This window comes from Pseudomonas sp. COW5 (assembly GCF_026240005.1).
Taxonomy (GTDB): domain Bacteria; phylum Pseudomonadota; class Gammaproteobacteria; order Pseudomonadales; family Pseudomonadaceae; genus Aquipseudomonas; species Aquipseudomonas kribbensis.
Window position 1 is genome coordinate 3,853,460 of sequence record NZ_JAPHVP010000001.1, and the last position, 14,204, is coordinate 3,867,663.

The window sequence follows — 14,204 nt, forward strand, 5'->3', positions numbered from 1 at the left end:
CAGGCATAATCCGCCCAATTCCAACAACAAGGATGCCTTCGAAGTGAGTTCAGTCAACAAGTCGATTTTGTTGGTCGATGACGACCAGGAGATACGCGAGTTGCTGGAAACCTACCTGACCCGCGCGGGTTTTCAGGTACGGGCCACGGCCGACGGCGCCAGTTTCCGCCAGGCGCTGAACGAGGCGCCGAGCGATCTGGTGATCCTTGATGTGATGCTGCCCGATGAAGACGGCTTCAGCCTGTGCCGCTGGGTGCGCCAGCATCCGCGTCAGGCTCAGGTGCCGATCATCATGCTCACCGCCAGTTCCGACGAGGCCGATCGGGTGATCGGTCTGGAGCTGGGGGCCGACGACTACCTCGGCAAACCTTTCAGCCCCCGCGAACTGCAAGCGCGAATCAAAGCCCTGCTGCGCCGTGCCCAGTTCGGACAGGAACGCAGTGGCAGCGAAGTGTTGGCGTTCGACGAGTGGCGACTGGACATGGTCAGCCATCGGCTGTTTCACACCGACGGAGAGGAAGTGATTCTGTCCGGCGCCGACTTCGCCCTGCTCAAGCTGTTCCTTGATCACCCCCAGGAAATCCTCGACCGCGACACCATCGGCAACGCCACCCGTGGCCGCGACCTGATGCCCCTTGATCGTATCGTCGACATGGCGGTCAGCCGCTTGCGCCAGCGTCTGCGCGACACCGAAAAGCCGCCACGGCTGATCCGCACCGTGCGCGGCAGCGGCTACCAACTGGCAGCCAATGTGGTTGCCGGCAATGGTCACTGAGTTCCTGCGCAACACCGCGCGCAAAGTGCCGATGCCCCGTTCGCTGCTCGGACGAATGCTGCTGCTGACATTGCTCGCGGTGTTGTTCGCCCAGACCTTGTCCAGTGTGATCTGGGTGTCCCAATTGCGCGCGACCCAGCTCGAAGGCCTGGTCACCAGCGCCCGCAGCCTCGCCCATTCGATGACCGCCAGCGTCAGCTATTTCCGCTCGCTGCCGGTGGCTTATCGGCCGTTGGTGCTCGATCAGTTGCGCAGCATGGGCGGCACCCGATTTGTGGTGACGCTGAATGACAAACCGCTGGGTATGGAAGTTTTGCCGGTTACACCGCGCAAGGCAGCGGTGCTTCAAGCCGTGGATGAAGTACTGCGTCAGTCGTTGGGCCAGGACACCGACATTCTGGTGACCTTCGTCAGCCCCGATGACCTGCGGATCTTCAACGCCGGGTTGAAACTCGACGAGTTGCCACGCTCCTGGGCGCATTACGCGCTGACCCTGGAACCGGTGAATCCGCCGGTGCTGGTGACCCAGATCCAGTTGGCACCGGGTGAATGGCTGTACATCGCCTCGCTGTTGCCCGAGCCCTACACCAGTCTTGAAGAACAGGGCCTGCCGACCCAGCAGGTGTGGTTCATCGTGTTCACCAGCGGATTTCTGTTGCTGTTCATCGGTCTGCTGGTGCATTGGCAGAGCCGACCGCTCAAGCGTCTGGCGCGGGCCGCACGGGACTTGTCGCTGGGTGCCGACGTCGAGCCGGTGGCCGAGGGTGGCGGCAGCGAAGTGGTGGAGGTGGGCCGCGCCTTCAACACCATGCGCGAGCGCATCAGCCGTTACCTGACCGAGCGCAGCCAGTTGTTCAGCGCGATTTCCCATGACCTGCGTACACCGATCACCCGTCTGCGTCTGCGGGTCGAACTGCTGGAAGACGAACAGCTGCAAACCAAGTTCGGCCGCGATCTGGATGAGCTGGAGCTGCTGGTCAAAGGCGCGCTGCAATGCGTCAAAGACACCGACATCCACGAGAACATCGAGCCGGTGGATCTGAACCATGTGCTCGACTGCTTGGTAGAACCCTATCTGGCGCCCAACGGCAACGGCCGCGTCACCCAGCAGGGGCGGGCGCTGGCGGCGTATCCGGGCAAGCCATTGGCGTTGAAGCGCTGCATCGGCAACCTGATCGACAATGCGTTGAAGTACGGGCAGAACGCTCATCTGCATATCGATGATGACGAGAGTGCGTTTGTCCTGCACGTTGATGACGAAGGGCCGGGCGTGCCGGAGCAGCGGCTGGAACAGGTGTTCGAACCGCACTTTCGGCTGGCGGGGCAGCAGCAGGGCTACGGTCTCGGTCTGGGGATCGCCCGCAACATTGCTCATAGTCATGGGGGGGAAGTGACGTTGCAGAATTTGCGTGAAGGTGGGTTGCGCGTGACTCTGCAATTGCCGCGTTCGGCGGACTGAAGATCAAAAGAGCCCTCACCCCAGCCCTCTCCCGGAGGGAGAGGGGGCCGACCGAGGTGTCTGGCGTCATACATCGACCTGAAAAACTGAGTCGATTATGGATTCGGTAAAGCAGGATCAGGTCGATGCTTCTTTAAAGCATCCCCCGATCGGTCCCCTCTCCCTCCGGGAGAGGGCTAGGGTGAGGGTAGGCTCTTTGTCACGATCCGGTGACAAAACCTGCCCCCTTCGTTACAAGCCAACCCCGGCCCGTTGTTTAGACTGCCCGCAGTCATAACAACAAAAAAAGGCCTTCCATGGATCACTTCAATCCGGGCTTCAGCAGTTGGCTGAACGCCCCTGCCCACCAGCAATGGCTCGCCGACGAAGGCCTGCGTCTGCTGGCGTTCGCCAAGGCTTCGCGATTGCCCGAAGGCTTCGGCAATCTCGATGAGCGCGGCCAGCTCCAGGCCGGTGCGCAAGCCGAAACCATGAACACCGCGCGCATGACCCACAGCTTCGCCATGGCCCACATTCAGGGCCTGCCGGGTTTCGCCGAGCTGGTCGATCACGGCATCCAGGCGTTGCGCGGCCCGTTGCGCGATGCGCTGCATGGCGGCTGGTTCGCCGTCGCCGAGCACCGCGACGGCAACACCGGCAAGAACGCTTATCTGCATGCATTCGTCGCGCTGGCGGCAAGTTCCGCTGTGGTCGCGCAACGTCCCGGCGCACAGGCGTTGCTGGATGACGCCATCGACATCATCGACACGTATTTCTGGAGCGAAGAAGAGGGCGCCCTGCGCGAATTCTTCAACCGTGACTGGAGTGAAGAAGAAGCCTATCGCGGCGCCAACAGCAACATGCACGCCACCGAAGCGTTTCTCGCGCTGGCCGACGTCACCGAAGACCCGCGCTGGCTGGTGCGTGCGCAACGCATCGTTGAACGGGTAATCCACGGTCACGCCGCTGCCAACGACTATCTGGTGATCGAGCATTTCGACCGAAACTGGCAGCCGCTGCGCGAATACAACCAAGACAATCCCGCCGACGGCTTCCGTCCCTACGGCACCACACCGGGCCACGGTTTCGAGTGGGCGCGGCTGTTGCTGCACCTCGAAGCGGCGCGGGTCCAGGCCGGCATGCTCACGCCGGGCTGGCTGGCCACCGATGCGCAGAAGCTGTTCGAGAACAACTGCCGTCATGGCTGGGACGTCGATGGCGCCCCGGGCATCGTCTACACCCTCGACTGGGACAACAGGGCCGTGGTGCGCCATCGCCTGCACTGGACGCATGCCGAGGCCAGCGCCGCCGCCAGTGCCCTGCTCAAACGCACCGGCGATGCGCAGTACGAATCCTGGTACCGGCTATTCTGGGAATTCTGCGAAGCGAATTTCATCGACTGCTGCGACGGCAGCTGGCATCACGAACTCGATCCGCAGAACCGTCCAAGTGCCGATATCTGGGCGGGCAAACCGGATCTGTATCACGCCTGGCAGGCGGTGCTGATCCCGCGTCTGCCGCTGGCGCCGAGCATGGCGACTGCGCTGGCACAGTTGTCCCGGCCCGTTCCTGTGTAACCATGCGGTGACATTTGCGCGTCCCTTCGTTACCTGCGAGGGGAAACGCCCTGTTTAAACTCGTGTGCAGCGCAAGCACCAGACTTGCATGCATAACAACAAGAAAGGTACATCTCAGATGAATGCGATTTCTCGCCTCGCTACTGTCATTTCTGTCGCCTCCCTGTTCCCGCTCGCTGTGCTGCCCCTGAGTGTTTCCGCTGCCGAATCCAAAGGTTCGGTGGAAGTCGTGCATTGGTGGACGTCCGGTGGCGAAAAAGCCGCCGTCGATGTGCTCAAGGCACAAGTGGAAAAAGACGGTTTCACCTGGAAAGACGGCGCTGTCGCCGGTGGTGGCGGTGCGACTGCCATGACCGTGCTGAAAAGCCGTGCCGTCGCCGGCAACCCGCCGGGCGTGGCCCAGATCAAAGGCCCGGACATCCAGGAATGGGCGTCCACCGGTCTGCTCGACACCGACGTGCTGAAGGACGTTTCCAAGTCCGAGAAGTGGGACAGCCTGCTCGACAAGAAAGTCTCCGATACCGTGAAGTACGACGGTGATTACGTGGCCGTGCCGGTGAACATTCACCGGGTGAACTGGCTGTGGATCAACCCGGAAGTCTTCAAGAAAGCCGGTATCGCCAAAGCCCCGACCACCCTCGAAGAATTCTACGCCGCCGGCGACAAGCTGAAGGCTGCGGGCTTCATCCCGCTGGCCCACGGCGGTCAGCCTTGGCAGGACAGCACCGTGTTCGAAGCGGTCGTGCTGTCGGTGATGGGGGTTGATGGCTACAAGAAAGCCCTGGTCGACCTGGACAACGCTGCCCTGACCGGTCCGGAAATGGTCAAGGCCCTGACCGAGCTGAAGAAAGTTGCGACCTACATGGACGTCGACGGCAAGGGCCAGGACTGGAACCTCGAAGCGGCCAAGGTCATCAACGGCAAGGCCGGCATGCAGATCATGGGTGACTGGGCCAAGTCCGAATGGACCGCCGCCAAGAAAGTCGCCGGCAAGGACTACGAGTGCGTAGCCTTCCCGGGCACCGACAAGGCGTTCACCTACAACATCGACTCGCTGGCCGTGTTCAAGCAGAAGGACGCGGGCACCGCGGCCGGTCAGCAGGACATTGCCAAAGTCGTGCTGGGTGAAAACTTCCAGAAAGTCTTCAGCATCAACAAGGGCTCGATCCCGGTGCGCAACGACATGCTTGCCGACATGGGCAAGTACGGTTTCGACTCCTGCGCCCAGACCGCTGCCAAGGACTTCCTGGCAGACGCCAAGACCGGCGGCCTGCAGCCGAGCATGGCGCACAACATGGCGACCACGCTGGCCGTACAGGGCGCCTTCTTCGATGTCGTGACCAACTTCATCAACGACCCGAAAGCCGACCCGGCCGACGCTGCGAAGAAACTCGGCACCGCCGTCAAGGCTGCCAAGTAACACCGGCGTAGAGCAGCTGCCAGCTTCAAGTCGCGCATCGGCTTGAGGCTGGGAGCTTGCAGCGGTCCCTCATCTTTTTTACTGGATCTTCCCATGAGTTCTGTTGCTGTGTTCAGCAAGGCCTCGCCGTTCGACGCATTGCAGCGCTGGCTACCGAAACTGGTGCTGGCGCCGAGCATGTTCATCGTTCTGGTGGGCTTCTATGGCTATATCCTCTGGACGTTTGTCCTGTCGTTCACCACATCGACCTTCCTGCCGAACTACAAGTGGGCAGGTCTGGCGCAATACGCGCGGCTGTTCGACAACGATCGCTGGTGGGTGGCGAGCAAGAACCTGGCCGTGTTCGGCGGCATGTTCATCGCTATCACTCTGGTGATCGGCGTGACGCTGGCGATTTTCCTCGACCAGAAAATCCGTCGCGAAGGCTTTATCCGCACTATTTACCTGTACCCGATGGCGCTCTCGATGATCGTTACCGGTACCGCGTGGAAATGGCTGCTCAACCCGGGCATGGGCCTGGACAAGTTGCTGCGGGACTGGGGCTGGGAAGGCTTCCGTCTCGACTGGCTGATCGACCCGGATCGCGTGGTGTATTGCCTGGTGATCGCGGCGGTCTGGCAAGCTTCGGGCTTCATCATGGCGATGTTCCTCGCCGGCCTGCGTGGTGTTGATCAATCGATCATCCGTGCCGCCCAGATCGACGGCGCGAGCATGCCGCGCATCTACTGGAAAGTGGTGCTGCCAAGCCTGCGTCCGGTGTTCTTCAGTGCGGTGATGATCCTCGCGCACATCGCGATCAAGAGCTTCGACCTGGTAGCGGCCATGACGGCCGGCGGCCCGGGTTATTCCTCCGATTTGCCGGCGATGTTCATGTACTCGTTCACGTTCAGCCGTGGGCAGATGGGCATGGGCTCGGCCAGTGCGATTCTTATGCTCGGTGCGATCCTCGCGATCATCGTGCCTTACCTGTACTCCGAGCTGAGGACCAAGCGTCATGACTAGTCTCGCCTCCAAACCGGCCATCAGCCTGAGTCGCATCGCGATCTACGCGGTGCTGATCCTTGCGGTTCTGCTGTATCTGGTACCGCTGGTGGTCATGCTGTTGACCAGCTTCAAGACCCCGGAAGACATCTCCACCGGCAACCTGCTGAGCTGGCCGACCGTGGTCAGCGGCATCGGCTGGGTGAAAGCCTGGGCTACCGTTGACGGCTACTTCTGGAACTCGATCAAGATCACCGTTCCGGCCGTGATCATCTCCACCGCCATCGGTGCGTTGAACGGCTATGTGCTGTCGTTCTGGCGCTTCAAGGGGTCGCAGCTGTTCTTCGGTTTACTGCTGTTCGGCTGCTTCCTGCCGTTCCAGACCGTGTTGCTGCCGGCGTCGTTCACCCTCGGCAAGATGGGCCTGGCGAGCACCACCACCGGCCTTGTGTTCGTGCACGTGGTCTACGGCCTGGCGTTCACCACGCTGTTTTTCCGTAATTACTACGTAAGCATTCCGGATGCGCTGATCAAGGCTGCACGCCTGGACGGTGCCGGGTTCTTCACCATCTTCCGGCGGATCATCCTGCCGATGTCGACCCCGATCATCATGGTCTGCCTGATCTGGCAGTTCACCCAGATCTGGAACGACTTCCTGTTCGGCGTGGTGTTCTCCAGCGGTGATTCGCAACCGATCACGGTGGCGCTGAACAACCTGGTCAACACCAGCACCGGGGCCAAGGAATACAACGTGGACATGGCGGCGGCGATGATCGCCGGGCTGCCGACCCTGCTGGTCTATGTGGTCGCAGGCAAGTATTTCGTGCGCGGGCTGACGGCCGGCGCAGTCAAGGGGTAATCATGGCTACGCTCGAACTTCGCAATGTAAACAAGACTTACGGTGCCGGCCTGCCGGACACCCTTAAGAACATCGAACTGTCGATCAAGGACGGTGAGTTCCTGATCCTTGTCGGGCCATCGGGCTGCGGCAAGTCGACCCTGATGAACTGCATCGCCGGCCTGGAAACCATCACCGGCGGCGCGATCATGATCGGTGACCAGGACGTCAGCGGCATGAGCCCGAAAGATCGCGACATCGCCATGGTGTTCCAGTCCTACGCGCTGTACCCGACCATGAGCGTGCGCGAGAACATCGAGTTCGGTCTGAAGATCCGCAAGATGAGCCAGTCGGCCATCGACGAGGAAGTTGCCCGCGTGGCCAAGCTGCTGCAGATCGAGCACCTGCTCAATCGCAAGCCGGGCCAGCTCTCCGGTGGTCAGCAACAGCGTGTCGCCATGGGCCGTGCCCTGGCGCGTCGTCCGAAGATCTATCTGTTCGACGAACCGCTGTCCAACCTCGACGCCAAGCTGCGCGTCGAGATGCGTACCGAAATGAAACTGATGCACCAGCGCCTGAAAACCACCACGGTCTACGTGACTCACGACCAGATCGAAGCGATGACCCTGGGCGATAAAGTGGCGGTGATGAAGGACGGGATCATTCAGCAGTTCGGTACGCCGAAAGAGATCTACAACGACCCGGCCAACCTGTTCGTGGCGAGCTTCATCGGTTCGCCGCCGATGAACTTCATCCCGCTGCGCCTGCAACGCAAGGACGGCCGTCTGGTGGCGCTGCTCGACAGCGGCCAGGCCCGTTGCGAGCTGCCGATGGCGATGCAGGACGCCGGTCTCGAAGACCGCGAAGTGATCCTCGGCCTGCGTCCTGAGCAGATCGCGCTGGCGAACGGCGAGGGCAACGGCCTGCCGAGCATCAAGGCTGAAGTGCAGGTCACCGAGCCGACCGGTCCGGACACACTGGTGTTCGTCAACCTCAACGACACCAAGGTCTGCTGCCGACTGGCGCCGGACGTGGCGCCGCAGGTGGGCGAAACCCTGACCCTGCAGTTCGATCCGTCGAAAGTGCTGCTGTTCGACGCCAAGAGCGGCGAGCGCCTGGGGGTTGCGGGTCATTCGCAGACCGAAGCGCGATCTGCAAACGTAGCGCAATTCAAAGGGCGCTGAAGAACAAGGTGGGAGCGGGCTTGCTCGCGAAAGCGGAGTGTCAGGCAACACATATGTCGACTGACATGAAGCCTTCGCGAGCAAGCCCGCTCCCACAGGGGAAAAGTGGTGTTCGTTCTGTCGTTCACTGCACTTTTTATGTAAACCGCGTTGGAAAAAAACAGTTAATAACAATAAAGACGAGGATGTAGGGATGAAAAAGAAACACGTCAATGCCCGGTTGATCTGCCAAGTGTCAGCCGCGGCCGCATTGGTCATGGCCGGCAATGCCATGGCCGCCGATGCATTCAGCTCCGATTCCAAATGGATGACGGGCGACTGGGGTGGTGAGCGGACCAAGCTGATCGAGCAAGGCATCGACATCAAGGCCGACTACGTTGGCGAAATGGGCGCCAACCTGCATGGCGGCTACAACGACGACAAGACCGGCCGCTACAGCGACCAGTTCGGTCTGGGCGTGGCGCTGGACCTGCAAAAACTCTGGGGCTGGGACAACACGCAGGCCAAGATCCAGCTGACCAACCGTAACGGTCAGAACATCTCCAACGACCGCGTTGGCGACCCGCGTGCCGGCACCCTGTCTTCCTCGCAGGAAGTCTACGGTCGTGGCCACATGGTGCGTCTGACCCAACTGTGGATTCAGCACCAGTTCTTCGACAACAAGCTCGACGTCAAGGCCGGTTACTTCGGTGAAGGCGAAGACTTCAACACCTTCCCGTGCGAATTCCAGAACCTGGCGTTCTGCGGCTCGCAGGTCGGTAACTGGGCGACCAACATCTGGTACAACTGGCCCGTCAGCCAGGCCGCGATCCGCGTGAAGTACAACATCAACGACGAGCTCTACGCGCAGATCGGCGCGTACAACCAGAACCCGTCGCAGCTGGAACACGGCAACGGCTTCAAACTCAGCGGCAGCGGCACCGCCGGTACCGTGCTGCCGGTCGAGCTGGTCTGGTCGCCGAAGGTCAACAGCCTGCCGGGCGAATACCGCGTTGGTTACTACAAGAGCACGGCTGATGCCGCTGACGTCCGCGAAGACATCAACGGCAACGACGCTGCAACCACCGGCAATGCCTACCGCACCCACAGCAGCAAACACGGCTACTGGTTCGTTGCGCAACAGCAACTCACCAGCCACAACGGCGACGCTTCCCGTGGTCTGAACATCGCGGCCAACGCCACGTTCCACGACAAGGACACCAACTTCATCGACAACTACCAGTCGGTGATGTTTGTTTACAAAGGCCCGTTCGACGCCCGTCCGAAGGATGACGTCGGTATCGGTGCGGCGCGTATCCACGTCAACGACGACGTGAAGAAAAACGCCGAACTGCTGAACGCTTCCAACGGTGTTTCGGACTACGACAATCCGGTGTTCTCGCCGATTCGCGAGACCGAATACAACTACGAGATCAACTACGGCTTCCACGTTACCAACTGGCTGACCGTGCGTCCTAACCTGCAATACATCACTCACCCGGGTGGTGTGGATCAAGTGGACAACGCTTTGGTCGCTGGCCTGAAAATTCAGTCTACGTTCTAACGCGTCTGCGATAAGCTCCTCTCTATGTGCGCATATTTGCGGACAGCCCAGGCTGTCCGCTTTTTTTTGCAAAGGGGTGTCGCAGCCCATGAAAGTTGAATCTGGAACCGTGGCCCATGCATGAGCATCCGCTGCAACGCTTCTTCAAATCCTTGCGCGAACGACCGGTGTTCGCCTGGGAGCGCTATCAGATGCGCGATGTGCTGGTGATCGACCATCCGCTGTGTCAGGCGGTGTTCAGTCGTCAGGGCGCGCAGTTGCTGCACTTTCAGCCGCGCGGGCAAAAGCCGTGGCTGTGGTGCGCGGCGAAGTGGCCGCATGTCGGCGCGATCCGTGGCGGTGTGCCGGTTTGCTGGCCGTGGTATGGCCGCCATCCGAGCGAAAACGCGTGGCCGTCCCACGGCTGGGCGCGACTGCTGGACTGGAAACTGCTCGACAGCAGCACCGCCGATGACGGCGTGCGTCTGCATTGGCAATTGCAGTTGTGCGACTGGCAGGTGGACCTGCACGCGCACCTGGGCGAACGCATGGAATTGCGCCTGAGCACCGAGCATCAGGACGACATGCCGTGCCAGTTGAGCCAGGCTTTGCACGCTTACTGGCGTATTGGCGATGTGAGTGAGATAGCGCTGTCTGGGCTCGAAGGGGCGCAGGGTTATGACCAGTTGAACCGTGAAGCCTGTCAGCAGGAAGGCGAGTTGCGGGTTGATGGTGGCTGTCAGCGGGTGTTCCAGCACGACGGCGAATTGCAGCTCAAGGATCATGCCTGGCAGCGCGAGTTGTGCATCGATACCGGCGAGAGCGCGGACACGGTGGTCTGGCACCCGGGGGCGCGGCCGTTGCTGGGCGTGACCTGGGATGAAATTTCGGAATTTGTCTGTGTTGAAGCGGCGGCGGGGGGCACCGACAGCCTGCATCTGGCGCCGGGGGAGAAGGCGCATTTGAGTTTGCAGGCTTGGGCGGGGGCTTGAGTGGGTCAGTTCGACCGCTGCCCTCACCCTAACCCTCTCCCGGGGGGAGAGGGGACTGACTGCGGGATGCTGACGAGTTACGCCGACGTGAAATTGCAGTACCGAATCCATAATCGACCCAATCTTTCAGGTCGATGTACAGCCCGAGACACCTCCGTCGGCGCCCTCTCCCTCCGGGAGAGGGTGGGGGTGAGGGTGGGCTTTTAACGCCTCAGTTGAACTCATCCCCGACCGGATACCGGCTCGCATTCAAACTCTCTTTGATCTTGCGCAGATGCGGCTGGAAATCCACTCCACGACGCAAGGTCATCCCCGTCGCCAGCACATCCAGCACCGTCAACTGAATGATCCTCGAAGTCATCGGCATATAGATGTCGGTGTCTTCCGGCAGCGGAATGTTCAGGCTCAGGGTGCTGGCCTTGGCCAGTGGCGAGTTCTCGGCGGTCAGGCCCAGTACCGAAGCGCCGTTCTCCCGGGCGATGCGCGCCACTTCCACCAGCTCGCGGGTGCGGCCGGTGTAGGAAATGATCACGAACAGCTCGCCGGTGTGTGCCACCGAAGCAATCATTCGCTGCATCAGCACATCGGCGTGGGCGGTGACCGCCAGGTTGAAGCGGAAGAACTTGTGTTGCGCATCCAGAGCCACCGGGGCCGAGGCGCCGAGACCGAAGAAGTGGATCTGCCGGGCCTGGATCAACAGGTCGACGGCGCGGCTGATCAGGTTCGGGTCCAGCGCCTGGCAGGCGCTGTCCAGCGAGGCGATGGCACTGCCGAAAATCTTCTGGGTATAGGCCTCGGGATTGTCGTCGGCCTCCACTGCGCGGCTGACGTAAGCCGCGCCGCTGGCCAGGCTCTGGGCCAGTTGCAGCTTGAGTTCGGGGTAGCCGCTGACGCCGAACGAACGGCAGAAACGGTTGACCGTCGGTTCACTGACCGATGCCGCCTGGGCGAGGGCGGCGATACTGAAGCGGGTGGCCTGCTGCGGGTTGAGCAGGATCACTTCGGCGACTTTGCGTTCGGCCTTGTTCAGCTCTTCAAGGCGACTCTGGATCTGTTCCAGTAAATTTCGCACGCGGTCCATAAGAATTCCTAGATTCACCGGCGCCGATAAGCGCGCGGCTATGCAAATTGGGCCTTTGATGTGGCCCGTGACGGTGGCCTATCCTACTGATGGCTCCGACCGACCACCACTCGGAATCTGTATTTTGCGAAAATGTTGTGGTTATTACTACATTTTCCCTTGAGTGATGCCTTGAAAAAAGGTATTTGTAGCTTAACTTGATAAAAGAACAAACATCATGCCTTCGATTACGGTAGAACCGTGCACCTTCGCCTTGTTCGGCGCCCTGGGCGATCTGGCCCTGCGCAAGCTGTTTCCTGCCCTTTATCACCTGGATGGCGCCGGCCTGCTGCACGAGGACACGCGTATTATCGCGCTGGCCCGTGAAGAAGGCACCGAGCAGCAGCACATGGCGTTCATCGCCGCCGAACTGCGCCGCTATGTGGGCAAGGAACTGGACGAGGCCGTGGCCGAGCGCTTTCTGGCGCGCCTGACCTATCTGCACGTCGACTTCCTCAAGGCTGAAGACTATGCGGCGCTGGCCGATCTGGCGGGCACCAAACAACGCATGATTGCCTACTTCGCCACCCCGGCGGCGGTGTACGGCGCGATCTGCGAGAACCTGGCGAAGGTCGGTCTGGCCGAAAACACCCGTGTGGTGCTGGAAAAACCGATCGGCTCGGACCTCGAATCCTCGCGCAAGGTCAACGATGCCGTGGCGCAGTTCTTCCCTGAGAACCGCACCTACCGCATCGACCACTACCTGGGCAAAGAGACGGTGCAAAACCTGATCGCCCTGCGTTTTGCCAACAGCCTGTTCGAAACCCAGTGGAACCAGCATTACATCTCCCACGTGGAAATCACCGTGGCCGAGAAGGTCGGCATCGAAGGTCGCTGGGGCTATTTCGACAAGGCCGGCCAGCTGCGCGACATGATCCAGAACCACCTGTTGCAACTGCTTTGCCTGATCGCCATGGATCCGCCGGCCGACCTGTCCGCCGACAGCATCCGTGACGAAAAAGTGAAAGTGCTCAAGGCCCTGGCGCCGATCAGCCCGGAAGGCCTGACCACTCAGGTAGTGCGCGGTCAGTACATTGCCGGCCACAGCGAAGGCAAATCCGTACCGGGCTACCTTGAAGAGCCGAATTCCAATACCCAGAGCGACACCGAAACCTTCGTCGCCCTGCGCGCCGACATCCGCAACTGGCGCTGGGCCGGCGTGCCGTTCTACCTGCGTACCGGCAAGCGCATGCCGCAGAAACTGTCGCAGATCGTCATCCACTTCAAGGAACCGTCACACTACATCTTCGCCCCGGAGCAGCGCCTGCAGATCAGCAACAAACTGATCATCCGCCTGCAACCGGACGAAGGCATTTCCCTGCGAGTGATGACCAAGGACCAAGGCCTGGACAAGGGCATGCAGCTGCGCAGCGGCCCGTTGCAACTGAATTTCTCCGACACCTGGCGCAGCGCGCGGATCCCCGACGCCTACGAGCGGTTGTTGCTGGAAGTGATGAACGGCAATCAGAACCTGTTTGTCCGTAAAGATGAAATCGAAGCCGCGTGGAAGTGGTGTGACCAGCTGATCGCCGGATGGAAAAAATCCGGTGATGCGCCCAAGCCGTATGCGGCCGGGTCGTGGGGGCCGATGAGCTCCATTGCATTGATCACGCGGGACGGGAGGTCGTGGTATGGCGATATCTGATGTGAAACTGCCCGCGGGCGTGAATGCCCACGAGTTCAAGAGCCCGGTGCTGCTCGCCGAAGGCCTGGCGCTGAATGTCGCCAAGCAGTTGAGCGACGCACTGGCGGCGCGCGGCAACGCGGTGCTGGTGGTATCCGGCGGTCGCAGCCCGGTGGCGTTTTTCCAGCACCTGGCCAAGCAGGAACTGGACTGGTCGAAGGTCTTCGTGACACTGGCCGACGAACGCTGGGTGCCGGTTGAACACGCCGACAGCAACGCCGGGCTGCTCAAGCAGTATCTGCTCAAGGGCCCGGCGGCCAAGGCGCAGTTCCTCAGCCTCTACAGCGCGGCGGCCAACGTCGAGCAGGCGGCGGAGCAGGCCGATCGGTTGCTCGCCGAGTTGCCGCCCATCGACGTGCTGGTGCTGGGCATGGGCGATGACGGCCATACCGCGTCGTTGTTCCCGGACAGCCCGAACCTGGCTGAAGCCCTGCAAGCCGATGGCACCCGTCGTTGCTGGCCGATGCTGGCGCCGAGCGTACCGCGTCAACGCCTGACCATGAGCCGGGCGCTGCTGGCTTCGGCGAAGCACAAGATTCTGTCGATTTCCGGTCAGTCGAAACTGACCACCCTGAATGCCGCACTGGCATCCAACGACGTCGCCGCCATGCCGGTTCGCGCGTTTCTGCAACCTACGTTAGAGATTTACTGGTGCCCATGAGCCAAGGAACAG

At 61.1% G+C, this 14,204-nt stretch carries 12 protein-coding genes; 11 read left to right on the forward strand and 1 reads right to left on the reverse strand.

Annotated elements, in window-relative coordinates:
* The first annotated feature begins 43 nt into the window (after window positions 1-43).
* The 9 genes from OQ248_RS17545 to OQ248_RS17585 all read left to right on the forward strand — a co-directional run bounded on the left by OQ248_RS17545 (window position 44) and on the right by OQ248_RS17585 (window position 10,727).
* Window positions 44-775 (forward strand): response regulator transcription factor, encoded by a 732-nt coding sequence (locus OQ248_RS17545; RefSeq protein ID WP_025112821.1) that lies wholly within the window; start codon window positions 44-46, stop codon window positions 773-775.
* A gap of 31 nt (window positions 776-806) precedes the next feature.
* Window positions 807-2,234: an ATP-binding protein gene (locus OQ248_RS17550; protein ID WP_162803532.1), complete on the forward strand. Its 1,428-nt coding sequence runs from the start codon at window positions 807-809 to the stop codon at window positions 2,232-2,234.
* 296 nt (window positions 2,235-2,530) lie between these two features.
* Entirely contained in the window at window positions 2,531-3,790 is a 1,260-nt protein-coding gene (locus OQ248_RS17555; RefSeq protein WP_265813445.1) for an AGE family epimerase/isomerase, read from the forward strand.
* Window positions 3,791-3,908: 118 nt separating this feature from the next.
* Complete coding sequence (locus tag OQ248_RS17560) at window positions 3,909-5,210, forward strand: ABC transporter substrate-binding protein (RefSeq protein WP_085709652.1); 1,302 nt, start codon at window positions 3,909-3,911, stop codon at window positions 5,208-5,210.
* 93 nt (window positions 5,211-5,303) lie between these two features.
* Complete coding sequence (locus tag OQ248_RS17565) at window positions 5,304-6,212, forward strand: sugar ABC transporter permease (protein WP_085709653.1); 909 nt, start codon at window positions 5,304-5,306, stop codon at window positions 6,210-6,212.
* Entirely contained in the window at window positions 6,205-7,050 is an 846-nt protein-coding gene (locus tag OQ248_RS17570) for a carbohydrate ABC transporter permease (protein WP_085709654.1), read from the forward strand. The genes OQ248_RS17565 and OQ248_RS17570 overlap by 8 nt, the downstream gene beginning before the upstream one ends.
* 2 nt (window positions 7,051-7,052) lie before the next feature.
* Window positions 7,053-8,213, forward strand: coding sequence for an ABC transporter ATP-binding protein (locus OQ248_RS17575; protein ID WP_265813447.1), 1,161 nt, complete (start codon window positions 7,053-7,055; stop codon window positions 8,211-8,213).
* A 193-nt stretch (window positions 8,214-8,406) separates the two neighbouring features.
* Window positions 8,407-9,756: a carbohydrate porin gene (locus tag OQ248_RS17580; protein WP_085709656.1), complete on the forward strand. Its 1,350-nt coding sequence runs from the start codon at window positions 8,407-8,409 to the stop codon at window positions 9,754-9,756.
* A gap of 116 nt (window positions 9,757-9,872) precedes the next feature.
* On the forward strand, window positions 9,873-10,727 hold the full coding sequence (locus OQ248_RS17585) for a D-hexose-6-phosphate mutarotase (protein ID WP_265813448.1): 855 nt from the start codon (window positions 9,873-9,875) through the stop codon (window positions 10,725-10,727).
* 211 nt (window positions 10,728-10,938) lie between these two features.
* On the opposite strand, the gene OQ248_RS17590 is transcribed toward OQ248_RS17585, so the two are convergent.
* Entirely contained in the window at window positions 10,939-11,799 is an 861-nt protein-coding gene (locus OQ248_RS17590) for a MurR/RpiR family transcriptional regulator (protein WP_169842436.1), read from the reverse strand.
* A 226-nt stretch (window positions 11,800-12,025) separates the two neighbouring features.
* Here OQ248_RS17590 and zwf point away from each other — a divergent pair, with 226 nt between their 5' ends.
* Window positions 12,026-13,492, forward strand: a complete 1,467-nt coding sequence (zwf, locus tag OQ248_RS17595) for a glucose-6-phosphate dehydrogenase (RefSeq protein ID WP_114885036.1) — start codon at window positions 12,026-12,028, stop codon at window positions 13,490-13,492.
* A complete protein-coding gene (pgl, locus tag OQ248_RS17600) occupies window positions 13,479-14,192 on the forward strand; it encodes a 6-phosphogluconolactonase (RefSeq protein WP_265813449.1) in 714 nt (237 codons plus the stop codon). Before zwf ends, pgl begins: the two co-directional genes overlap by 14 nt.
* The last annotated feature ends 12 nt before the right edge of the window (window positions 14,193-14,204 follow it).

Excerpts from the sequence above, each read along its gene's own strand:
- OQ248_RS17550 (WP_162803532.1), top strand. The coding sequence starts at position 807 with ATGCCCCGTTCGCTGCTCGGACGAATGCTGCTGCTGACATTGCTCGCG.
- OQ248_RS17555 (WP_265813445.1), top strand. The coding sequence starts at position 2,531 with ATGGATCACTTCAATCCGGGCTTCAGCAGTTGGCTGAACGCCCCTGCC.
- OQ248_RS17560 (WP_085709652.1), top strand. The coding sequence starts at position 3,909 with ATGAATGCGATTTCTCGCCTCGCTACTGTCATTTCTGTCGCCTCCCTG.
- OQ248_RS17565 (WP_085709653.1), top strand. The coding sequence starts at position 5,304 with ATGAGTTCTGTTGCTGTGTTCAGCAAGGCCTCGCCGTTCGACGCATTG.
- OQ248_RS17570 (WP_085709654.1), top strand. The coding sequence starts at position 6,205 with ATGACTAGTCTCGCCTCCAAACCGGCCATCAGCCTGAGTCGCATCGCG.
- OQ248_RS17575 (WP_265813447.1), top strand. The coding sequence starts at position 7,053 with ATGGCTACGCTCGAACTTCGCAATGTAAACAAGACTTACGGTGCCGGC.
- OQ248_RS17580 (WP_085709656.1), top strand. The coding sequence starts at position 8,407 with ATGAAAAAGAAACACGTCAATGCCCGGTTGATCTGCCAAGTGTCAGCC.
- OQ248_RS17585 (WP_265813448.1), top strand. The coding sequence starts at position 9,873 with ATGCATGAGCATCCGCTGCAACGCTTCTTCAAATCCTTGCGCGAACGA.
- zwf (WP_114885036.1), top strand. The coding sequence starts at position 12,026 with ATGCCTTCGATTACGGTAGAACCGTGCACCTTCGCCTTGTTCGGCGCC.
- pgl (WP_265813449.1), top strand. The coding sequence starts at position 13,479 with ATGGCGATATCTGATGTGAAACTGCCCGCGGGCGTGAATGCCCACGAG.